Origin of the sequence: Cohnella sp. (assembly GCF_041640265.1) — a bacterium.
Taxonomy (GTDB): domain Bacteria; phylum Bacillota; class Bacilli; order Paenibacillales; family Paenibacillaceae; genus Cohnella.
Window position 1 is genome coordinate 97,224 of sequence record NZ_JBEQAP010000008.1, and the last position, 22,376, is coordinate 119,599.

A 22,376-nucleotide genomic window follows, 5' to 3' on the forward strand; every position below is an offset into this window, starting at 1 on the left:
TTACACAAATAGGGTTGGATCCCCGGCTCGGGCAGTCAGCTTACCGTCCTGCATCAATTCCATCCGCTCCAGCCACTGTTCGAAAACCGGAGCGGGACGCAAACCAAGCGTTTCCCTCAGCGTCGCGATATCGTGGAAACTGGTCGATTGATAGTTCAGCATACAATCGTCCGCCATCGGAACGCCGATAATGAAGTTGACGCCTGCGGCCGAGAGCAGCACAGCCAGATTATCCATGTCGTTCTGGTCAGCTTGCATATGGTTCGTGTAACAAACGTCCACACCCATTGGCAGTCCATGCAGCTTCCCCATGAAATGATCCTCCAAGCCGGCTCGGATCACCTGCTTGCTGTCGTACAAATACTCCGGCCCGATAAAGCCGACGACCGTATTGACCATGAACGGACGATAATGCCTCGCCAGTCCATAACAGCGAGCCTCCAGCGTAACCTGGTCGATGCCGTGATGGGCTTCCGAGGATAATTCCGAGCCTTGCCCCGTCTCGAAGTACCATCGGTTCGGTCCCGCAGCGCTGCCTTTCGTGCGGATCAGCTCGTCAGCCTCATCGAGCAGCTTGATGTCAATGCCGAAAGCCTTGTTACCCAGTTCGCTGCCTGCCAGGCTCTGAAACGCCAAATCCGCAGGCGCCCCCTGCTGGATCGCGCGCATCTGCGTGGTGATATGAGCGAGCACGCAGTTCTGGGTCGGAATCTCCCAGCGGTTCATTACTTCCTTCGTAAGCGACAAAATATTTTTGACGCTTTCCGCCGTATCGATAACTGGATTGATACCGATCACCGCATCGCCAATGCCGTAAGATAACGCCTCGTACAGCGATGCCCGAATTCCCCGCAGATCGTCGGATGGATGGTTGGGCTGGGCTCGGCTCGCCAGCACCCTCTTCTGTCCCATGGTCGTGTTGCAGTGCGTGATGACTTCGATTTTGGCCGCCGCTTGAATGAGATCGAGGTTGCTCATCAGCTTCGCAGCGGCGGCGATCATCTCGCTGGTCAATCCGCGGCTGATTCTGTGGATTTCCGCATTCCCGCAGTCTTGGCGGAGCAGCCGTTCCCGCAGTCCCGCCACCGTCCAATTTCTGATCTCTGCATACACGTCTTCCTGAATGCCGGATTCAATGACGCGCGACACTTCATCCGTCTCGGGCGGGAGTAATGGATGCTCGCGAAGCTCCGACAGCGTGAGCTCCGACAAAACCATCTTGGCAGCAACACGTTCGGTCGCGTCTTCCGCGGCGATACCGGCAAGCTGATCGCCCGACTTCACTTCATTCGCTTTCGCCATCAGTTCCTTCAGATCGCGGAACTGATACGTGCGGCCGCGGGCCAATGTTTTCAAATTCATGGCAGCCCCTCCTTGTCTGCAAAACCGATAGCCTGATCAACAGGCGCCGAGAAAGCAAGCGTCTTGATAATGACGGGAACGAGCGATCCCGCGATTGGCTCGCCCATATCGATATAGTCGCCGTGTTCAACCGCAATCTGGTCGACGCACACAATCCGGATGCTCCCTCCCATTCGGATCGCCATCGCCTGACCAAGCGCTTGCGCCATGTCGTTATGGCAGATGACAGCTATCGTGCCGCTCTGTTTGAAATAACGGATATATCCGCCGCAAATCGCGTCGGCTAGACGCTGCAGCCGGGAATAGGAACAGTACCCGATCCCGGACAGCGACAACGCGAACGGGAGCGATATCTCTTCAGAGTGAAGCTTCTTGCCCGTTTCCATCGCTCCCGTCACACTCTCGCCCAATGCGGTTTCATCCTCCAATAGCGATTCGGATAGCTGCAGCTTAACGACAGGCAAATTGCGGATCGGCAGCACACCGGGACTGATATATACCGTAGCACCGGAAATTTCCGTCGATTGCATTCCGGCGCCGATAACGGTCGCCCGCACCGTTTGCCGGGCCGGCACCCATGCGAACGGGTATTTGCCAGCCGCGCGCTTCACCGCATGAGCCAGCAGCGGGCCGATGTCTTCGTGTAAGGCCGCCTGCTCCAGCAATTGCGGCTCACTCGACTGGAGCAGGTCGGCAATGCCGCCCGAAATCATCAGCTCTGCGGCCTCTGGAAGCGGGCCTGGCATCTCGCCGACAACGAGCAAATGGACGAATTCGTCGCCCCCCTCCCCGGCAAGGAAAGACATCAGGCTTTCCGCCATCCGTTCGGATACTTCACGGATATCGGCAAAGCTAACTCTCCCGCCTGCCGCAATTTTATACCCTCGGGCCTTAAGCCATGGAGCAAACGATGGAGCCACGTCCAGCACGTTCCCCTGCGCATCGATCCGGATTAATCGGCCTCCGATTCTCAGCGTAGCCGTGCAGATGCAGGCTCCTTCCCGGAAAAAAGCCGCATTGGCCGTCCCTCCGCCGATGTCGACGTTGACTACCGTCTTTCTCGTATGCAAGGAACGAGCTTCCGCTCCCGAGCCTTTGCCTGCGAGCACTCCTTCCAAATGGGCCCCGGCCGTAGCTACCACGAAATCCCCGGCCCTCTCAGCCAATTCGTGCAGGATGTGCTGGGCATTCTTCTTGTTCGCCGTCTCCCCGGTAATGATAACCGCTCCGGTTTTAATATCCTCAAGCCGAATGCCGGCTTTGTCGTATTCCCGCCGAAGAATGCCGGAAATTTGCTCGTAATCAAGCTCATCCCCGCTTTTCAATGGCGTGGTGTAAATCTCGCTGCAGTATGCCAGAGCGCGTTCCGATATCGTGAATGCCGGCATGGAAAATGCGTTTGAAATCCGGCTGATCCGCAACCGGCTGACGATCATCTTGGTCGTGCTGGTGCCCAGATCGATACCGACGCTCGTGATCCACTCGTCACACGCTTCGTCTGCCGCCGTCACAAGGCGTCACCCCCCGTCTCCAGGCGGATTACCCCTTCAATTTGGGCGATTTCAAGCAGTGCGGCATCGAAAGCTTTCACTTTTTTCAGCTTGACGTTTATGCGTATGATTAAAGGCTCCGCAGACGAATCTGCCGCCTCTCCATTTTCTATTATCAACTTATAGATTTGAATGCCATGTTGATTCAGACGTGTCACGATCTGCTGGAGACTGGCTGTTTTTCTATGCAGTATAAAGATAATTTCCCTGTCCTTTTTGGTTCGGGAGAAGTTCTTCTCCACTTTATTCAGAAAAAACAAACTGATCACCACCAGTAGAGCGGAAATAGATGCTCCATAGTAAAAACCAGCCCCGGTCGAAAGACCGATGGCCGCCACGACCCACAGCGACGCCGCTGTTGTCAAACCCGAGATGGTCATGCCCGTGCGCAGAATGGTACCCGCTCCCAGAAAACCGATGCCGCTGATCACCTGTGCGGCCAAACGGGCCGGATCGATCCGGACGTTGGGTTCGTCGGCATACTGGGAAAAACCGTACATCGACAATATCATGATGGAAGCCGACCCGAGACAAACAAGAATGTGCGTGCGGAACCCTGCCGAATGTCCTCCAAGCTCCCGCTCGAGTCCGATAAGCCCGCCAAGAATGATTGCTAGGACCAAACGAATCGTCAATTCCACATTATCGATATGCCAAACATCGGGGTTCAAAGTTAGTGCCATTGTCGGTCATCCCTTTAGCTTCAAAATTTTGCGCTCCCGGCGTTCGAAGTAAACAACCTCTTCGTAGCCCGTGCGTACGGCCAAATCGGCGGCTTGCTTAAGCATGGTGCCAATATCGTCCGGATAGTGCGAATCGGAGCTTAGCGTGATCGGAACGCCGTGTTTGCAAATGATGTCCAGGAAGGCCGGACTTGGGCACATTTCTTTAACAGGGTAACGGTAGGCAAGCCCCGTATTGATCTCCGTAGCAACGTCGGCGGCCTTCATTGCCGCCGCAACCTCTTCATACATAGGGAGCAGCACAGTTTCATCCGGACGGTAATTAAACACCTTCAGGTTGTCTGGATGGGCGATGATATCAAAAAGCCCGCTGCGGACAGCTCCCAATACATGATCGAACAAGCTCCGGTACATTGCGTTGAGATCCCGTCCTTCGAACTTGTACTGCGTCTGCGGATTATCGAATCCCCAGCCGTCTATGAAATGTACGGACCCGATCACGTAATCCAACTCGTATCTTCCAAGCAATGTCCGCAGCTCTTCTTCGCCGCCGGGAAAGTAATCGGCTTCGACTCCCAGTGAAACAGGGCTGCCTTCCCGTTGCGATTGGCGAACGAGCTCCAGGAACGGTTCGATCGATCCGATGCACACCCGGTCCAGCCAATACCGCTGCAGCTCTCCAAGCTCCGAATCGTCGAGCAGCATATGCTTCTCATAATAAGCGCGAAACTCGTCAAACCGATATAAATGATCCACAATGCCGAAACGCTGGATGCCGAGTTGTTTGCCCCTATCCAAATAATAATTAAGCCACTCCGCAGAGAAACACCCTTGCTCCAGTCGCCTCGTGAGCTTCGCATTCATCTCGTTGATCCATGCCAACGAATGCGGACGATTCGCTAATTCACCTGCTTTTCCTTCCAGTGTTTCTATTGTTTTCGCCGTTCGCCTTAACCAGTCGATCGAATAGGGGCCTTCTTCAAGATGAAAATGGAAATCAACAATCAAGACGTCGCCTCCTCGTCCGCAATCAGCAGTTCGATTTCTTTATTCGCCAATGTTTGCTTCCATTCTTCCGGACAATGTTTGTCGGTAATCATTACAGATACTTCATTAAGCCCGCAAATATGCGCAAAAGTCGTTTTTCCCATTTTGCTATGATCCGCCAAAATGATGACATCGTCGGCACGGCTCGCCATTTTCCGGGAAATATTCGCTTCGTCCAAATCATAATCGGTAATCCCGTCAATGCTGGATACTCCTCCAGCCGAAATAAAGGCTTTGTTGACCTTCAGATGCTGCAGCATCAATTCGGCAAGAGGCCCGTTCGCCGATTTCTGGCTGACGTTCACTTCGCCGCCGATCATAATAATACGTCCGTGAAAAAGCTCCATCGCCAGAAGCATCGCCGGGGTAGAATGGGTAACCAGCGTTACGTTCTTCTTGTTTCCGAGATAACGGATGATCTCAAGCGTAGTCGTCCCGTTGCCGATCATAATGCTGTCGCCTTCCTCAACAAGCGAAGCCGCCATTTTCCCAATTGCCCGTTTTTCCTTCGCGTTCATTGCCGTTTTCTGTTCGAAGGGAGGCTCCCACGAGTCGGATCCCGCTTTGACCGCGCCGCCATAAACCTTTTTTAATTTGCCTTCCTTGTCCAATCGTTCCAAATCGCGGCGGATCGTTTCGGTTGATACGCTAAGCACATCCGCAAGGACAGGTACTTGAACCTTCTCCTCTAGCGAGAGCTGCTCCAGAATCTTCTTCTTTCGGTCTTCATACGATAAGGACATGATCTTTACCCACCTATGAAATCTTTTTGAGAGGCTTGCATTTTTCGATTGGGATCGATAAACGGACTGCCATTTCTTCCTGAATCCGGTGCATATCCGAATCATGCAATACATCCACCGTTGCTTGCAACCCGTTAATATCCACCCAATAACGCATGACGTTGCCCAAGATGGCGTATTGCTTCACTTTACCCGCAGCAACGATACATCCCGCGGTTTCCCCTGCGGCTTCAGTCTCCGGGACGATAGAGATGACTTCGGGCCTGACGGCGATCAATTGTCCATTCGGAACGGGCGTAAGACCAGCCTGCTGCATATCCTGTGCGGTCCATACATTATAACTGCCGATAAAACTCGCCACAAATTCTGTCTTGGGCGACGTATAAATTTCTTCCGGAATACCTTCCTGTTCGATATGGCCGTGGTTCATCACGATGATCCGGTCGGAAATGGTCAGCGCCTCCTCCTGATCATGCGTGACGAACACCGTTGTCATGTTCAGTTTTTTCTGAATTTGCCGGATTTCATTGCGCAGTGAACGCCGAATCTTGGCATCCAATGCGCTGAGCGGTTCATCGAGCAGCAGCACCTTCGGACGTTTGACTAAAGATCGTCCGAGAGCAACCCTTTGCTGCTGTCCCCCCGACAGCTGAGCGGGATATTGATTTTCCTTGCCTTTGAGGTCGATGATCTCGATCATTTGTTCCACAAGCGGCGTATACTCGGCTTTCTTCATCTTCTCCATCTTCAAACCGAAGGCGATGTTGTCGAATACGGTCATATTAGGGAAGAGCGCATAGGATTGAAATACCATACCTACCTGTCGGTCCTTCGGGGAAAGCGCGGTAATATCCCGGCCGCCGACGATGATATTGCCGGAATCGATATCGTTCAGACCGGCAAAAATTGTTTGTATGGTTAAACCGATTGCCGATAACCCGGAATCGGGATGCCAACCATTTCTTTGGACACCGGAACGTCCAGCAGACTGCAAATTAAAGGTGCAATCGCCAATTGAGGCAGATAAGACTCGGTATATACGCCTGGTTTGAAGCTGTGGCCAATAGCCACAAGGCCTACATCCCTTTCCCCTTCGCCCGTTCCTCCGTGCTGCCCGTCTTCGTTCATGCCGTGGTCGGAAGTGATCAGGATCTGATATCCTTCCTTGATCCACTCCGGCAGAAGCAGTGCCAGCAAGCTGTCCATTCTCAGCGCTTCTCCGCGGTATTCGGCGGAATTGGACGTGAATTTATGCCCGGTGTCGTCAATATTCATCGGATGTATATAAAGGAAATCGGGATCGAACGACCTGCGTAAATATTCTGCATCTGCGAGTAAATCCGAATCCGGATAACGATCGTCGAAATAGAACATACCCCGCTGTATGGGCTTGGTGTCGTCGTTCTGAATACGATCGGCGAAGTAATCGAAGGGCGCTCGCTGATACAGCTCGCTCACCCAGTAATAAGCCGCAGCCGCCGTTCTGAGTCCGCTCTTTCTGGCCAAATGGAAGACGCTCTCGTATTGGGACAACCGGACGACCTGATTGGCAGTGATGCCGTTCATACAGCTCGGCGTGCCGGTCAGCAACACTTCGTATAGCGGGCGGGACAAGCTCGGCAGTTCGGATTTTACTTTATAAAGCGCAGCGATCGACTTTTCAACTAGATGATTTATGTATCCCATGGAAGACAACATAACATCATAGCGAAGGCCGTCCAACACTATAACAATCGTTTTCCCCAATATCCCACACCTTCTTAGTTGTTTATTGTTGATTCATGTGTATTGTTGTTTATTTACTTGAGTTTAATTGGGGTTTCGCCCTGTGTCAATATGTATTTTTTATTCGTGATAGTATATCTAACATAAACATAACGGGGAAAAGCGGGAAATGGAAAATAAACGCAGAAAAAAAGCCAATCTCCTGCATCACAGATGCCTGGTAGGGAGATTGGCCGGTTTACTTTTAAGAAGGAATCTTAGAATTTATACTGATCTGCATTTTCCTTAGGATCGGATACGGGAGAATATGCTATCGTAACGGGCGGATTGTCCGCTGCCAACTTGAATAATTGGATCGCATCTGAAGCAACTTTATCGGTGACCAGCTTCAGGCCGGGGTATTTAGATTCAGAATTAAGCTCTTTCTAAAGAAGCTTCATGAGAAATCAGCTTGCTTTTATCCAATAGTAGCAGCTACAGCTTCTTCATTTCCAACTAAATTCAATTTCATTCCAAGCGCTAGTGCTAATTTTAGGACTGTATCCAAACGAGGAACTGTTCCCCCATTTTCAATACGAGCAATCGACTCCTGATGAAGCCCCACTTTTTCGGCGAGTTCCTGTTGTGTCCAACCTAGCTCAACCCTTCTTCTATGGATCGCATTAACGAACTGGGCAACTGCTTCAAGCTCATTCAATCGATTAGAATCGATTGATTTCAATTCCTTTTTCTTTTCGTTCCAGCTTTTCATGATATTCTCACTCCTTCTGCATGTTTCGCAACCAAGTCACCATACGTTTCTCAGCTATTGCAATCTCCTTTGAGGGCGTCTTTTGAGACGTTTTCGAAAAATGGTGTAGCAGTACTAATTGATTACCTTTCCAGCCAAAGAAAAAGATACGATTATTACCTGGTCGCAACTCCCAAATTTCACCTTTAATTCGCTTAGTAAACTTTTCTCCAGCACGTGTACCTTTATCCTCTAATCTGTTCAGACAGTAAATGATTTGTTCCAGCTGTATTCGCGCATAAATTATAACATATAGATCATAAAATAGGAATTCATCACATCCCAACAAAACGGACTTTTGCATCCCATTCTTGAGAATCACACTTCCTCCAACAGCTTTGCTTCACCGTTATGAATCCAATAAATTTGCTCAGAAACCGGATTAGGCCTAAAGAGGCAGCTTCGCTTCACAACGTCCCTGAATCTTGATTTGTCAGCTAAACGCATCACTTGCGACAGAGTCTCCATCCGCTCATTCGAATACATGATCATCGCGGTTTTTCTGTTCGTATAAGCGATGAGGCAACTTTTCGGCAAATTGCTCGTTGCCATCTCTGGGAGTAGAAATTGACACTCAATGGGATGAGAATTATCCATAAATACCTCGATGCAGCACGATTCACGAAACGGACTCTGTAAGGTAAGCCGAGATGATTGCCAGCCCGCAGTTCGTAAGTTTCGATACGCCAGATGCTTAACCCTTTCCTCAGTAAGCCGAGGGTTATATTCCAGACTAGCTTCTGTGATAATCTTGGAGCAGCTATCCTTGATCTCTAGATAAATAACGCTTAATCCCGGCAAATAAGCTTCTGAAATGAACTTAACGTTCTTACCGGCCTCCTCTACATAACGAGTATCCCGAATGGCCGGATAAATGTAGGCGGAGTCAAGCTTTACTACATCGTCCTTCTTCGTACGCATCAATTCCGTACAGCGAATGGTGTCGTTCAAATAATCAATCGCCGTATTCATATCACCGCTGGCCATATACGTCCGGAAAGTATTGTGAAGACTCACTTGTATTTTCTCCTGCGGATCATTGAGATTCACGTTGATTTCAAGCAACAGTGGCTCCTCCGTCTTCTGAACAAGGACATTCATGCTCTCGCTCAGATGCTTCATCATCATCTCAGCGAATTGCTCAGGCGCATCGTATAAACGTGCTGGTCTCATCATTTACCTCCTTAGATTTCCCGAGGTGATAACGACAAAAAACCCCAACCGGACGTCATAGACGTCAAGTCAGGGTATGCTTTACCTCTGGAATATTAACCCTAATCTACCATAGTAACAGGAGTTTTGGAAGCTCTATTTTCTGCCCTAACTTCCTCATATCGCATTTAATTCATCCATCAGAGCAGATCGGTTAGGATAACGAAGCCGAATACTAGAAATGATATCCCTAGCAGTCTGTTCCCCACCAGCCTTCATGAGCTCGCGAATGATTTGGCAGCACTACTTGTACTGATTCCGATTGGAAGCCGCAGCTATGGCTTGTTCAATGGGTTACTTAAACCCCCGCCCATCAATCAGCCTCTGTGAACGCTTTGAATACAAGTTCGCGCGGTGCATCAAAAACTCGCTCCAGAATAAGCTCCTGATCCTCTACCCTGGAAATCATTTTATTCGACATTGAAAATCCTCCTGAAATTTAGTTTTGTTTGTTTGTTTCTTTGGTTTGCAGCTTCTGGAGGTAATTCTCCAGAGCGTCTAGCCGTTCATCCCAGCAATCACGGAAACTTCCAAGCCAAGCGTCCATTGCTTGGAACGGCTCCATTCGGAGCTTATAGTTCCGACGATTGGCGACAGCCTGCACCTCGACAAGTCCGGCCTCCAGCAGGACACGCAGATGCTTCGAGGCTTGAGGTTGGCGGAGCTCGAGCCGATCGGCTATCTCCCCTACGGTTAAGGGGCCATCTTGTAAGAGCTTTACAATGCGTAAGCGGTTCGGTTCGGACAGTGCGCTAAATGTCGTTATATCCATGGTTCGGGTGTTCTTCTAATGAATCGAATATTTACATGGCGTACGGCATGGGCTCCTCTTCCTGTTCTAGTCACATCAGGCCACCTCGTTTCGATTGGTATTTACCGTACTTGCACTTACAATATACCCCATATGGAATATTCAAGTCAAGGAATATTCAAAGGAGATAAAATTGAATAAACAAGAGCTTATTCAAGAGAAGATGGGTTTCGTATTCGTCAATGGAGCAGGTCTGGAAAGCGGAATCTGGGGCAAAGTTCAAGAGGGACTTCATCATCCTTGTTTACTTATTGATTTTCCACTTAGGAAGGGTACCGTTGAATCGAGGAAGGAGCTTGCTTTGGCGGATTATGTGTCCCATATGAGAAGGCAGGTGGATGAGTGGGAGACTCGGAGGTTTGTTATCGTAGCACATTCGCTTGGGGGAGTTCTCGCTCTTAGACTTGCATCCGAACTATCCGATCGGTTGGCAGGGTTTGTCGCTGTTGGGGCGGCCATTCCGAAGAAAGGCGGGTCATTCCTATCCATTCTGCCATTCCCCAAGAGGATCCTGATGTCTGCTATACTGCGGAAAATGGGTACGAAACCTCCCGAGTCCGCGATCCGTACGGGCTTATGCAATGACCTTTCCCCCGAGCAGGCGTCGGAGATTGTACGAGGTTTCGTTCCCGAGTCCGTTCGGGTATATACAGATCGCGTCGATGTGTCCCCTCCGGCTGTACCGAAGCTATATGTGAAGCTAACCAAGGATAAGGAGTTCAGTCCGTCCTTGCAAAATAAAATGATCTCGAATCTTTCGCCGCAATCGGTGCAAAGTCTGGAAACCGGACATTTACCGATGCTTAGCAACCCGGATGGATTGAAGCTTGTATTGCAAGATTTCTTATCCCATGTGGAAGGACTGCGCTAGTGTTTCCGGTTTTTATGTCCTTCTACGGATACCGCCCCGAGCACCGCTTATGCCTGGATGACCTTTGATATAAATATAGAACAATCCTGTAATCGTTTGAATAATTAGAAAAACAGCTATATTATATTCGAGCTTGTATCCTTTTTGGTAATGTGTCATTCTCATCCACTCTGCTGCCCACTGAAACGCAACTCCCACAACGGTCCACCCGCTAATATAATACATAAGCGTCTTTTTGCTAACCTTTAACACTTCGTAGAAGTAGATAAAGAAGTAGCTAAAAGGCGCAAACATGAAGTATGTAAACAAGTCGGTTAATTCGTAATGATTCGAGTCATTCACCCGATAGAAATCCATCAAACCCCCGCCAATCGTAAAGTCGAATAACGTTGAACTGGCAAATCCCCAAACCAAACCCAGGATCATCAAGCTCGTAGGAACTCTCTTTGGCAGCCTAATAACAGCAGCATAAGAAACGATCAGCACCACTAACACAAACCATTCATTCCAATCGAAATTTTTCCATAAAATCACGATACTTTCACCTCACCTTGAATAACTCTCCTATAGAGCTTTAACAACGCAAAGCTTGCCGCTTGCATCAGCACGATTAGGATTAGGTCGTAAAATAGATACCACTGCTTATAATGGAATATCCCATAGAAAAGCATCAATCCATTCACGGCAAGGATTGTCCCTAACGCCACTCCCATTAACAATATAACTAGTATAGTGAATCTCACTTTGTAAACCGCATTAAACATAATAACGAAGATCATCGGGATTACTATACTTCTATATAAAATAAAACCCGCGTACAACAGCCCATCCTTGGTCAACTCGACTAGCTTGAGCTCTTCCGCGACAACCCACGATATATTTATTCCGATCGTTAAGATGATTAAATAGACAAACGCATTCTCAATAATCGATAAGCTTTTGTCCATTGTATAGAATATAAATACAGCTAACCAAGCCATAACGAAGATGACCACAAACCCCATGAGCTTAGTGCCTCCTTAAATACTTAAAGATACCTCCATCCTCTCCACTATTCTTTACCTCTATACAGCGCAATCTGCGAACCCATATCCCACTAAAATGCAGGTTTATGAAAATCACGGATATCATATTTGTTCAAGGGGAAAGTTACCATTAAGAGTTATATAAGGAAGGATGGGCGGCCCCTATGGTCGTTGTTATATTTGTAATATTCGCGTGGTTTTGTATTCACGTCCTAACAGGTCTGCCTCGCAAGCTCCCGCTTGTCGTCAATTTCCTTTTATTTATGGCTATTGAAGTCGTACTTACTAACAAACTGACTATTAGCAGTATTAATCTTAAAATATTTAAAATTAACATGAGCATACCTCATTTTATAGCCTTAATTCTACACAATGACTTCACCGTTACGTTCGTCCTGCTTGCCTTTGCTAATGTGTTTCTTACGACCAAGAGAGCCAGCGTTTGCATAGGCATCTCGATCTATACGTTCTTATTTCAGATACTGGTCGGCTTTGCACTCCGTTGGAACCATGTACTTATTGATAAAGAATGGAATTTTCTCAAAGAGTCCATCATGATCATATTTGTGATGGCTTATACTTTGCTTTGGGGGAGGATCTTTCAGCGAATGGCTTCAAAGGAAGGATGGATCCGATAATGGAAATCATTTACGACAATCAATTTAACGGCAATGAGTGGTTCGTTATTGGGCTAATGTTTGTAGGCTTCGCAGCGGTTTGGTTATTGCCGCGGACATTTTCTCCTCTACAGATGATCTTTAATATGTTCATTGGCGTAACGTTCGGGCTTATTTTTGACCATACGATCTTCGTGCCGCCATTTGATCTGTACGATATTGGAGATAAATCGACGTATCAAATGTTTGATTTTATCTCTTATCTGATGTATGCACCATACGGATACTTATTTATTTATGGGATAGAACGGCTTCGAATTTACGGGATTATGACAATCGGATATATTATTTTATGGACGTGCATGGCTATTCTGATCGAATGGTTGGGCGTGAAGGTCGGTTTATTCCACTACAAAAACGGTTACAAATTGTTATACTCGATCCCCATCTACTTGATATTGCAAAGTATTCATCTAGCTATGTATCACACGGTATTCTCATTGAAGCGGTGGCAGAGACATCATTAACCCTTCTCCACTATTCTCCGATCGTTTGTCGATCAGGTGCGGAATACGCAATAATCATACGGCAGGGCTCCCAGCTTGTCACTTTGGCATGATGTGGAATGCCTCTTGGAATCCTCAGCATCATTCCCGGCTCCAAGTGGAACACCTCGTCCCCAAGCGAATGGTCGCATTCGCCGGTTAATACAAATATAATTTCCTCGCAATTGGGATGGATATGCCTGCTGTTGGCTTTTCCAGCATCTATATAGACCATGCCGAACGTCATTTCCGCATCCGGATCAATATCCTTACCGCACAGCCACTGGATCTTTCCCCAGTCCATCGGCAATATCCGGCCTTCTTCCTGCTTGCGCAAATCCGTGATTGTAGCCATTTCTATTCTCCTCCTAAGTATGCATTCCAAATCCGCTTTTCAGAAAAGATAAGCATTCGGCCAATCCGTCTTCGATCCCTCCGCCGCTTTCTTCGTCTGCCGATACCCATCCGCTGTACCCTGTATCCCTGATCGCTTCAAAGATTGGTTGGAATGCAATGTTTCCCCGCCCAAGAATCTGCCACTCGCCCTCTGTGAAGTCCTTCATATGGTAGTTGTCAATGACAGACTTGAAGCTTCTGATGAGCTCCGCGCAATCGTCGAGTCCCGACTTAACCAAATGTGCGGTATCGATTGTCAAACCAACGCTTCCCTCCCGCACGCGATCGAAGAAAATGTCAAAGTCCACCCGGTACATGACAGGCTGATCATAATGATGATGCAAGGAAAGCTTTAAGCCATGCTGCCCTGCTTCCTCCCCCATATCCGACAATACATCTGCATACTTCCGGATATCCGCCGCCGTCACCTTGCCCCTGGATACACCATGGCAGAATATGATTAATTCCGTACCGATTTTCCGGCCGAAACGAAATATCTCTCGAAGCGCTTCCAATCCTGTCTCATCCAGGTTTCCTCCAGTAATCAAGGCGGATCCTACACCATCCAGATGACCCCACTCCATCAGGAAACGCTCTGGCTCCTTCAGATAGGGTGCATATTGGCCGTGCTTGAGCTGCAAGCCCTGGTATCCAGCTGGCCTAAAGTTATTAAACAGCCGATTCCGTTCCTCGTCTGCTGCGGTAGGCCTTGAAAAAGCAAACTTCAGCGTCATATCAATACTCCGTTTCTTAACTGAACGATCCGGCTCTCTTTCGCTGATACATAAGCTGCTTCGAGCATAGCCACGATCTTCAAGTTGTCTTCAGCGCTGTTAGCCGGCTTTACGCCGGTTTCAATCCAAGACAACAGCTGTTTGATATTTTCCAGACTGTTCTCTTCCCTGGAGCAATTGTTGTCCCATCTTTGAGACGGCTCCTTGTCGCCTACACGGAATAATTCAACGAGGCCGTGGTCGCAGCGGAGGGTTCCCGTTTCGCCGATCACGATCATCTCTGTTCTCCCTACCGTCGAAGAGAAGCTTTGAGTATACGTTACAATGGCGCCGTTCTCAAATTTAATCTGCACGGTCGCGTCCGTTTCTCCCTTGCAATCGATTGCTGCAGAAGAGCTCATCAAGCTGACGATCGATTCAGCTTCACACCCGAGAACCTGCCGGAACCCGTCGAACCAGTGAATCCCCATAACGGACAGCGCATGCCGTTCACAATCCAGTCGCCAACCGGTGTCTTGACGGAAAAACATATTGTTGAAGGTAATCATGGTTACTTTGCCAATCGTATTCTCGGCAACGATTTTCTTCACGATATCGAATGTATAATGTCGTCTGAAGTTCTGATTCACGGCAACCGGGATACCAAGCTGCTTAGCTTTTTCAGTGATTTCTACAGCATCGCTCAACGTGTCGGAGAAAGGTTTCTCCACGAATAACGGGAATCCGGCTTCTAGCAGCGGCAGAACAATTTGCTTGCGGATCGATGTAGGCGTACAGACAACTGCGACATCGACACCGCTTTCCTTGATGAACGCATCCAAATTCGTATATCGCTGGGGAATACCATATTTATCTGCTCGATATTTAAGTATTTCTTCGTTGGGATCGCAAATGGCCGTAAACTCTATACGTTCTGGATCGCCTTTGTATCCCTCCAGATGCAGCTCTGTTACTCCGCCTGCCCCGACCAAACCGACTTTAAACTTCTTTATGTCCATTCACCTCGTTCAATTTTATTTACTTATATTCAACTAGGTTGAATTAACTTCAACATAACATAGACCAGTAATTTCTGCAATCATGATAATCGTTAATGGACTAGCTTTTTTATACTAACATGGGTAAAGTTTAATGACGATAAACTTTTATGTTGCGAGGTATGGATATGGAATTAGGAAAGAGAATCCGTTTGATCCGCAAGGAGCAGAAGCGCACGCAAAGTGAGATTGCCACCGCATGCGGATTCACGAAGAGCATGCTGTCCAAGATCGAAAGCGGAAGCACCATGCCAGCCGTCGCGACACTCATGAAAATCGCCGGAGCGCTTGGCGTGAAGGTTTCTGACCTGCTTGAACCCGATGTAAGCAATGGAACCGTGTTTACGACTGCAGCGGAATACAATGACGTTAATAAGTGGATTAAGACAAGTAATGGTTATTCCTTTTATGCTTTTGCATCTGGACGAAGGGACAAGACTATGCAGCCGTATATGTTTGTCGCAGAGAAAGATGAGGTCAAGAGCCACGTGTTTTCCCATGAAGGGGAAGAGTTCATCTATGTGCTCTCCGGCAAAATGAAATACAGGGTTGGCAATCTGGAATATGAAATGAATGCCGGAGACGGCGTATACTTTAATTCCTTGGAAGAGCACCTCGTAATCCCGTTGTCAGCACAGGTAAAATATTTAGCCATATTCACGGAAGAAAACCGGAAATCATCCGACGGTAAATAAACAATTACAGACCCAACTTATGACCTTTCTCCAGACGCTGAATCTGCTTCTCGCCACTATCAGCCAATTCCCGGAACTGATTGATCGTTTCACGCATTTTAGGCAGGGCTTCCTGCTTGTAGGTGCTGATAGAATCCAGAGCCGACAACACTTCAGTAAAGGCTTGCTTAAGAGTGTCTACCGAGATGCTAGCTTCAAGCGATTGCTTATGGATCTCAGCCCCTTGGTTCTTCAACATTCTGGATGTGCTGGCGATCAGCTCGTTCGTGGTTTGGTTTAAGAGCTCGATCTTTTTTAAGACAATCTTCTGATTGTAAAGAGCACTAGCTACAGTTACGGAAATCTTCAACGCCGAAATCGTAACATTCTTAGCTCTGTCTACCCCGCGAATCAGTTCCTTGTTGTTTCGGATTACCACTTCGATGGCCATAATCCCCTGTTGGTTAACGACCAGCATCTGCTGTAAGTCCATAACCCGCTGACGCAGAGGGAAGAGCACTTCTTCGGTGATGAACCGAATCTTCTCCAGGTCTTCGTTACGCAGCTTTGCCGCTTCGATTTGCGACTCGATGGACTCATCCATCAATACTCCGAGCTGAATTTCCTTTTGTAGCCTTTTGGTCAAATCCCGGAGCGTCTGCTGCTCGATCTCCAGTGTGGTGTTATCGTTCTTGAGGGTCGACTTACCCTTATCTAGAGAGATAACAATATCCGCAATCATGCCATCGGCTTTTTGATACTTGTGGAAGTAAGCACGCAGCGGATTGAACAGCTTACCGAGAAAACCCCTCTTAGCAAAGTCTATTACGCTCGGGTCCAAATCCTTCAATTGCGTATGCAGTTCGGTTAAACCCTTAGCTACTTGACCACCCTCGTCTCCCGTTTTTGAGAGATTGCCTACCGAAACCTGAAGCAAAGTATTTTTATCCGAGGATAATTTCATTGTATTTAGACCAAAGGTGTCGATGGATTGCAGTATTTCCTTCCGCTTCTCCAGCGACTCGATTTCTAGTGCCATGATCGCTGCGACATTTGTTTCCGCTGCCTCTTTAAGCTTTGCCATTTCCTCTGGAACGGGCTTAGCCGCCTCTTCTATTGCAACCTTGATCTCTTCCGGACTTGCTACTTCCATCGAAAATGACATGGTAATCCCCCTTCGGCTAATTACATTTACTTACATTTGAACATTAAACAAGTTTCCGATCTTGTAGACAACATCATCTGTATCTGCATTAATACTAGCCGCCTCGTTGATACTCGAAATACTTTGAAGTGCTTTAATATTGGCATTGTACCCGACGGTGTAAATGGGAATTTTGTAGGTCTCTACGACTTCCCTGATGTCCTTTAACGAGTAGCCCTCATTCGTCTCCCCATCACTCAGGACGAAGATGATAGGCTTTATATTGGGATTAACGGCTAACTCATCTTGAAGCAATTTCAACGCGACAACAATTCCGTCAAAGGTAGCCGTACCGCCGCTAGCGTGGAGACCGTTCACCGCACCAACGAACATGGACTGCTGATTAGTATCGTACTTCCCAATAGGCAAATGAATCGTTACGTCACTTGAATAGGAGACAAGACCGATACTATTGTCTTTCCCTAGATATTTTTGACCCTTCAATAAGGACTCTTTCAAGCGGTTCAAAGGTTCGCCATCCATGCTGCCGGATACGTCGGTTACAAATACAGCCGCAATAGGTTTGCTTCCGTTCTTTTTCTCTTTCCACAGCTTCTGCGCGGATGACAGAAGGTTACCGTCAACGACGGCCAGCTCCGACTCGTATTCCTCCAAACTGTTGAAGCCCTTCTCCTGCGCTAATTCTTGATATTTATCCTGTGTAACAAAGTCCGCAAACTTCTTAATGATGTCTAATTTATCCTGAGGGAGATCACCCAAAGCGTATAACGGACTGTCATGCCTTACACCAAAAGGAGTGAACACATAGCCGCTCTTCAAGTCCGCCGCATTGACATAAGTTTGGTACTCCAGTACAAACCCGTCTAACATACCCGACTTAGCCGCTTCGCGCATTTGCAGGGTAGTAGACGCAATGAAGGGCACATTCGCTTGGAATTTCTCAAACCCCTGAACCGCTTTTTCTCCTAAGATATCAGAGCTATCGAAAGTATTGAGCGCTGTTACGAGAAAGTTCAAACCTGTTGAGCTGGCAAAGGGATCCGTATACCCCATAGAAAACTCGTTATTGGCTATCGCTTCGGTAACGGTTTTGACATTCACCGACCCGTACTTATCCACTAATGCATCGTATTTCACCTTCGCTATAACAATCCCGGGAACATTCCCGACAAGACGCTTAGAAACAAGCTGAGTCTTTACACCGCTAGCCAGTATCATTTCGCCCCATAATTCATTTGAAGGTGTGAAAGCGTCTGGCACATATTTACCGGATTTAATATAATCTGCGGCCGTACCGGAAGCGATGTTACGAATCTTAACAGAAGCAGGTTTCCCGTTCACGTCAATATTAGCCTTGTTAAACTCGTTCGCTGCTTCCGCCAACCAACCGTCAACACCTGTCCCCGACTTTTCTGTAGAAGAGAAAATCTCTACAAAATGATCAGTCGAGTTGTCTACGGTAATCGGGAACTTAGAGATATCCGGCAACGACTCGCCAAGATCAGCAGGGTTAAGGTCGATCTGTCCTTTTACTGGTGTCTCCGTACTTATCGAGATATTGGAGTATAGCTTGCTTAATCGCTTACTTGCATCTTCCGAATCTACCTGTGTTTTTGATTTCCCCAAATTCGAGGTCAGAGTTACCCCTAAATACACAAGCACGAACACGAATACAACGATGATAACTGATAGTAGAAAAAATTTGCTCCTATTACCCATTCTGCACCTCTCACTGTTTGTAATATTTTGTTTGCTTGATTAACGAGTCTATTTCCTGCATACAAGGCATATTCTCAATATCCCCCGGCTCAAAACTATCCAAGCGGGATATTTCCAACAGCAGCTTATCTAGCTTCAACAAGATTTCCTCGTTAGTACCTATAGAACTATTCATAAAAGTTAGATAATTATTGTATACGTTCGTCTTTTCCTCTAGAAGCTCCCGAGAAAATGGCTTAGACTTTCTCCTCATGACACTCTCGAACTCCGACTCGTCAAAAACATGGAGCCTGTTCAGGATACTCCTGACATTCAGGTAAAATAGCTTTTCCACCTCGTAGGTTACGGAAGCAAACTTCTTATAACTTAACTCAGTCGCTTCAAACCTCTGATTTAGGACATTTAACAAGGTGATCTTCTTCTTTTTCAACCGCTCCAACTGTTCTAAGGCAAGAGTAATATTATCCTCCAGCGCTTTTACACGTCTGTAGGGAGTCAAAGCCTCCACGTAGTCTTCGTGCGTTCTGATATGTTTTACAGGTAAAACAACGGGCGGCTTAAACAGTAAGACATAACTCCCGTAAATTAACACAAGCACACTAGCGAACAGCGACGTTACCCCGAATGCTGTTGTGAGAGCACTTCCGCCTATCTCTACTCCTAGAAATCCGGGCGAGAGCACTAGGATATTCATAACAACCACACCAACAATAATCCCCAGTAGTTTTATGTATTTTGTACCAGCCATACTTATACCTCCTCTACCTGTTTTAGGAATATGCGGAGGATAAATCTCTTGAGCAACCTCCTGAAATCACTGCTGATGTCTTTTCAAATTATTAATATGCTAAATGGATTCCTAAAAAAACAAAAAAGAAGCCGCTTGGCTCCTTTTCTAATAATATCAATATTTTTTTACCTCATCAGAGGCTAATGTTCCATGATTACCGGAAGAATATAAGGGGAGCGCCCAAGCTTTTCTTTGAAAATACCATCTAAGGTCTCTTCAATAACGTTCGACCAGGCTTGTCGTTTTAAGTTCAGTATCTTTGAGGAAAGGACTTTCTTTAAAGACGCCTCTGTTTGCGCCAGGAATGCTCCTGACTCCCTCACATACACAAACCCGCGACTGATAAGCGTAGGTCCAGTTAACAGTTCCTGAGTATCCTTTGATACCATTAAAACTGCAATAACGACCCCATTATTTCCCATCTGTAATCGATTAAGTAAAATTTCTTGATCCATGTTCATGACAAATTTCCCGTTCACCAAGGTTTCGCCGCTTGGAATTTTCCCGCCTATTTGACCTTGCTGAGGTTTAAGATATAAAACATCCCCCATCTCAAGAACAAAAATATTGGGTTTTTGTACGCCCGTTTTTTCAGCCAAATCGGCATGTTTGGTCAACATGCGAAATTCACCATGAATAGGAACAAAATATCGCGGCCTCATAAGACGAAGCATTAGCTTTAAATCCTCTTGACTGCCATGGCCTGAGGTGTGTATATCCAGAACAGAACCATACACGACATGAGCTCCAGCTCGCATTAGCAAATCAATACTTCGGTTTACGCTTACTACATTACCCGGTATAGGAGAAGAAGAAAAAATGACCGTGTCTTCCGGATACACTTGAACCCACCGGTGAGACCCAGAAGCAATACGAGTTAACGCGGCTTGGGATTCTCCTTGACTCCCTGTGCAAATAATGACTAATTGATGTTCCTGGAAACGGTTTGTGTCTTTGGGTTCAATGATCATACCCTCTGGAACACGGATATAGCCTAGTTCTTGTCCGATAATAAAAACCTTTTCCATGCTTCTGCCAATAACGACTAGCTTACGACCTGTTGCTATTGCTGCCTCAACGACTTGCTGTAATCGATGAACATTAGAAGCAAAGGTTGCGAATAGGATCCTTCCCTTACAGCTTTGAAAAATATCAAAGATCGACTCTCCAATTAATTTCTCTGAAGGAGTCGTCCCCGTACGTTCGCTATTCGTGCTATCCGACAAGAGAGCAAGGACCCCTCTCTCGCCGATAGCTGCCATTTTGTGAATATTCGGAGATGGTCCTACCGGGGTGAAATCAAATTTGAAATCACCGGTTTGAACGACATATCCATATGGCGTTTTTACCGCCATACCGAATGCATCGGGTATGCTATGAGATGTTCTGAAAAACTCAACTGAAAGATACTGGAATACAACACAATCTTCCTCATTAAAGATATTCAATTTTGCTTCGGATAACAATTGATGCTCTTCAAGCTTCGCCCGAAGTAATCCGATCGTTAGCGGGGCTCCGTAGACCGGAATTTGAAGTTGCTTCAGCAAATAGGGAATTCCCCCGATATGATCCTCATGACCATGGGTTAGAAATAGACCCTTTACTTTATCTTTGTGTTCAAGCAGATATCGAAAATCAGGAATAATGTAATCGACGCCTGGTAATTGTGCGTCGGGAAATTTCAAGCCGCAATCTATAAGGATGATTTCGTCTTTGTACTGAATCCCATACATATTCTTCCCAATTTCCCCTAATCCTCCAAGCGCGAAGATTTTGACTGCGGGAATACTCCTACGTCTTGTGCTTTTTTTAATGAGCATAGATTTCTCCATAGTCTTATCCTTTCTTACGTTGTATATGGTTTCACTCCATTATAAATGATTATACTCGGTTACATTAATTAAGGCTAATTGATAAGAGAATAGCAGCAAGGGGAATTATACTTCATGGAACAGAAATATTATTGTTATACACGAAGCGATATGACGATTATAGGCCGAAGCACCTAATAGTTTAAGTTTAAGAACTGTTTTATTTCAGCACTCATTTTCTTCAACAATTCTTCAGATGGAAAATGTCCCATTTCATATGTAGTTGATACTATTAAATTAGAAATAATTTCTCCTGCTCTCTCAATCACCTTTTCAGCTGGAAAGAAAATATCTTTGCTACCTGCGAGGACCATTGTTGCAGATGTGTAGTTTAACAGTTCCCTCTTCTCTGTCAGCTTGGGCATATTTTGTTCTAGCTTTACATGCGAAAAAATTTCTCCGATTATGTTTTTATCTATTGCTTTCATATTATTAGATGACATAATATCAGCAATTTTTTGTAACTGCTTGTCTGACGAGTTCATCTTATATATCAACATCGGAATCAATATTTTTTGTATCATTTTTATTTTTGGACCTATTATCAATCCAGATGGAGCCACTAACACAGAGCAGGCAATTTTCTCAGGTATAAATGTTGCTAACCTCAGTATAACTCCAGCTCCATATGAAGGACCAATGAATGCACTTCTATCAACCTTAAAATGATTCATTAAATCCGAAACCCAAAGCGCGTAGCTTTCATCCTTTGCTGATATTCTTGTTTCAGCACTGAAACCAGGATGCCCAATGGTGTCTGGCGCATATATCCGGTAGTCCGCAAACAAGGAAGAAAACCACGATAATGTCATAGGACTAATACAATTGCCACCTTGAAAGATGAAAATAGGTTTACCATCTATTGGCCCTGTTACTAATGTGTGCGTTTTGCCAAAGAGTGTATCTATATACACTCTTTGAAACTCCACATCAAACAGCTTCAAGTATGACTCGTAGTAACTTTGAATCCTTTTCTTACCTTCTTTACTTTTATAAATCGTATACATGG

General features: G+C 46.6%; 25 protein-coding genes and 1 pseudogene. 4 read left to right on the top strand and 22 right to left on the bottom strand.

From position 1 onward, the window contains the following. The 12 genes and pseudogenes from ACESLK_RS08645 to ACESLK_RS08700 all read right to left on the bottom strand — a co-directional run bounded on the left by ACESLK_RS08645 (position 1) and on the right by ACESLK_RS08700 (position 9,884). Positions 1-1,362 (bottom strand): ethanolamine ammonia-lyase subunit EutB, encoded by a 1,362-nt coding sequence (locus ACESLK_RS08645; RefSeq protein WP_373228865.1) that lies wholly within the window; start codon positions 1,360-1,362, stop codon positions 1-3. After that, positions 1,359-2,873 (bottom strand): ethanolamine ammonia-lyase reactivating factor EutA, encoded by a 1,515-nt coding sequence (locus ACESLK_RS08650; RefSeq protein WP_373228867.1) that lies wholly within the window; start codon positions 2,871-2,873, stop codon positions 1,359-1,361. Before ACESLK_RS08650 ends, ACESLK_RS08645 begins: the two co-directional genes overlap by 4 nt. Beyond that, positions 2,870-3,595 carry an MgtC/SapB family protein gene (locus tag ACESLK_RS08655; protein ID WP_373228868.1) on the bottom strand — a complete coding sequence of 242 codons (726 nt, stop codon included), beginning with the start codon at positions 3,593-3,595 and terminating at the stop codon, positions 2,870-2,872. Before ACESLK_RS08655 ends, ACESLK_RS08650 begins: the two co-directional genes overlap by 4 nt. A gap of 6 nt (positions 3,596-3,601) precedes the next feature. After that, positions 3,602-4,603 carry a PHP domain-containing protein gene (locus ACESLK_RS08660; RefSeq protein WP_373228870.1) on the bottom strand — a complete coding sequence of 334 codons (1,002 nt, stop codon included), beginning with the start codon at positions 4,601-4,603 and terminating at the stop codon, positions 3,602-3,604. After that, positions 4,600-5,385, bottom strand: coding sequence for a DeoR/GlpR family DNA-binding transcription regulator (locus tag ACESLK_RS08665; protein WP_373228872.1), 786 nt, complete (start codon positions 5,383-5,385; stop codon positions 4,600-4,602). Before ACESLK_RS08665 ends, ACESLK_RS08660 begins: the two co-directional genes overlap by 4 nt. 13 nt (positions 5,386-5,398) lie before the next feature. Continuing rightward, a complete protein-coding gene (locus ACESLK_RS08670) occupies positions 5,399-6,379 on the bottom strand; it encodes an ABC transporter ATP-binding protein (protein ID WP_373228873.1) in 981 nt (326 codons plus the stop codon). After that, complete coding sequence (locus ACESLK_RS08675; protein ID WP_373228874.1) at positions 6,304-7,131, bottom strand: alkaline phosphatase family protein; 828 nt, start codon at positions 7,129-7,131, stop codon at positions 6,304-6,306. The genes ACESLK_RS08670 and ACESLK_RS08675 overlap by 76 nt, the downstream gene beginning before the upstream one ends. Positions 7,132-7,567: 436 nt before the next feature. Next, positions 7,568-7,861, bottom strand: coding sequence for a helix-turn-helix transcriptional regulator (locus ACESLK_RS08680; RefSeq protein ID WP_373228876.1), 294 nt, complete (start codon positions 7,859-7,861; stop codon positions 7,568-7,570). A 7-nt stretch (positions 7,862-7,868) separates the two neighbouring features. Continuing rightward, a complete protein-coding gene (locus ACESLK_RS08685; protein ID WP_373228877.1) occupies positions 7,869-8,204 on the bottom strand; it encodes a type II toxin-antitoxin system RelE/ParE family toxin in 336 nt (111 codons plus the stop codon). 14 nt (positions 8,205-8,218) lie between these two features. After that, positions 8,219-9,073: a DUF1444 family protein gene (locus tag ACESLK_RS08690; protein WP_373228879.1), complete on the bottom strand. Its 855-nt coding sequence runs from the start codon at positions 9,071-9,073 to the stop codon at positions 8,219-8,221. 355 nt (positions 9,074-9,428) lie between these two features. Further along, positions 9,429-9,533: pseudogene (locus ACESLK_RS08695) on the bottom strand (SRPBCC family protein); the annotation flags it as partial. Between the two features lie 18 nt (positions 9,534-9,551). Next, positions 9,552-9,884, bottom strand: coding sequence for an ArsR/SmtB family transcription factor (locus ACESLK_RS08700; RefSeq protein ID WP_373228880.1), 333 nt, complete (start codon positions 9,882-9,884; stop codon positions 9,552-9,554). Positions 9,885-10,056: 172 nt separating this feature from the next. Here ACESLK_RS08700 and ACESLK_RS08705 point away from each other — a divergent pair, with 172 nt between their 5' ends. Continuing rightward, positions 10,057-10,794: an alpha/beta fold hydrolase gene (locus ACESLK_RS08705; RefSeq protein ID WP_373228882.1), complete on the top strand. Its 738-nt coding sequence runs from the start codon at positions 10,057-10,059 to the stop codon at positions 10,792-10,794. A 12-nt stretch (positions 10,795-10,806) separates the two neighbouring features. On the opposite strand, the gene ACESLK_RS08710 is transcribed toward ACESLK_RS08705, so the two are convergent. After that, positions 10,807-11,328, bottom strand: coding sequence for a hypothetical protein (locus ACESLK_RS08710; protein WP_373228884.1), 522 nt, complete (start codon positions 11,326-11,328; stop codon positions 10,807-10,809). After that, positions 11,325-11,798: a hypothetical protein gene (locus tag ACESLK_RS08715; protein WP_373228885.1), complete on the bottom strand. Its 474-nt coding sequence runs from the start codon at positions 11,796-11,798 to the stop codon at positions 11,325-11,327. The genes ACESLK_RS08710 and ACESLK_RS08715 overlap by 4 nt, the downstream gene beginning before the upstream one ends. Before the next feature lie 185 nt (positions 11,799-11,983). Between ACESLK_RS08715 and ACESLK_RS08720 the strand changes: the two genes are divergently transcribed. Continuing rightward, on the top strand, positions 11,984-12,457 hold the full coding sequence (locus tag ACESLK_RS08720) for a hypothetical protein (protein WP_373228887.1): 474 nt from the start codon (positions 11,984-11,986) through the stop codon (positions 12,455-12,457). Then, a complete protein-coding gene (locus tag ACESLK_RS08725; RefSeq protein ID WP_373228889.1) occupies positions 12,457-12,963 on the top strand; it encodes a hypothetical protein in 507 nt (168 codons plus the stop codon). The genes ACESLK_RS08720 and ACESLK_RS08725 overlap by 1 nt, the downstream gene beginning before the upstream one ends. A gap of 10 nt (positions 12,964-12,973) precedes the next feature. On the opposite strand, the gene ACESLK_RS08730 is transcribed toward ACESLK_RS08725, so the two are convergent. From ACESLK_RS08730 to ACESLK_RS08740, 3 genes are read right to left on the bottom strand one after another with little or no spacing between them, the layout of a single operon-like run. Continuing rightward, positions 12,974-13,336 (bottom strand): cupin domain-containing protein, encoded by a 363-nt coding sequence (locus ACESLK_RS08730; protein ID WP_373228890.1) that lies wholly within the window; start codon positions 13,334-13,336, stop codon positions 12,974-12,976. Between the two features lie 13 nt (positions 13,337-13,349). Next, on the bottom strand, positions 13,350-14,111 hold the full coding sequence (locus tag ACESLK_RS08735) for a sugar phosphate isomerase/epimerase family protein (RefSeq protein WP_373228892.1): 762 nt from the start codon (positions 14,109-14,111) through the stop codon (positions 13,350-13,352). Beyond that, the gene (locus ACESLK_RS08740) at positions 14,108-15,109 is read right to left on the bottom strand and encodes a Gfo/Idh/MocA family protein (protein ID WP_373228893.1); all 1,002 of its coding nucleotides are present in this window, start codon (positions 15,107-15,109) and stop codon (positions 14,108-14,110) included. The genes ACESLK_RS08735 and ACESLK_RS08740 overlap by 4 nt, the downstream gene beginning before the upstream one ends. A 167-nt stretch (positions 15,110-15,276) precedes the next feature. On the opposite strand from ACESLK_RS08740, the gene ACESLK_RS08745 reads away from it, so the two are divergent. Beyond that, positions 15,277-15,843 (top strand): helix-turn-helix domain-containing protein, encoded by a 567-nt coding sequence (locus ACESLK_RS08745; protein WP_373228895.1) that lies wholly within the window; start codon positions 15,277-15,279, stop codon positions 15,841-15,843. Positions 15,844-15,847: 4 nt separating this feature from the next. Here ACESLK_RS08745 and ACESLK_RS08750 read toward each other — a convergent pair whose 3' ends face one another. The 5 genes from ACESLK_RS08750 to ACESLK_RS08770 form a co-directional block, all read right to left on the bottom strand. Continuing rightward, positions 15,848-16,987 (bottom strand): toxic anion resistance protein, encoded by a 1,140-nt coding sequence (locus ACESLK_RS08750; protein WP_373228897.1) that lies wholly within the window; start codon positions 16,985-16,987, stop codon positions 15,848-15,850. Positions 16,988-17,017: 30 nt separating this feature from the next. Then, a complete protein-coding gene (locus ACESLK_RS08755) occupies positions 17,018-18,706 on the bottom strand; it encodes a vWA domain-containing protein (RefSeq protein ID WP_373228898.1) in 1,689 nt (562 codons plus the stop codon). Between the two features lie 10 nt (positions 18,707-18,716). Beyond that, positions 18,717-19,454 carry a hypothetical protein gene (locus tag ACESLK_RS08760; RefSeq protein WP_373228900.1) on the bottom strand — a complete coding sequence of 246 codons (738 nt, stop codon included), beginning with the start codon at positions 19,452-19,454 and terminating at the stop codon, positions 18,717-18,719. 182 nt (positions 19,455-19,636) lie between these two features. Then, the gene (locus ACESLK_RS08765) at positions 19,637-21,316 is read right to left on the bottom strand and encodes a ribonuclease J (RefSeq protein WP_373228902.1); all 1,680 of its coding nucleotides are present in this window, start codon (positions 21,314-21,316) and stop codon (positions 19,637-19,639) included. Between the two features lie 185 nt (positions 21,317-21,501). Then, on the bottom strand, positions 21,502-22,374 hold the full coding sequence (locus ACESLK_RS08770; RefSeq protein WP_373228903.1) for an alpha/beta fold hydrolase: 873 nt from the start codon (positions 22,372-22,374) through the stop codon (positions 21,502-21,504). Positions 22,375-22,376 lie beyond the last annotated feature (2 nt).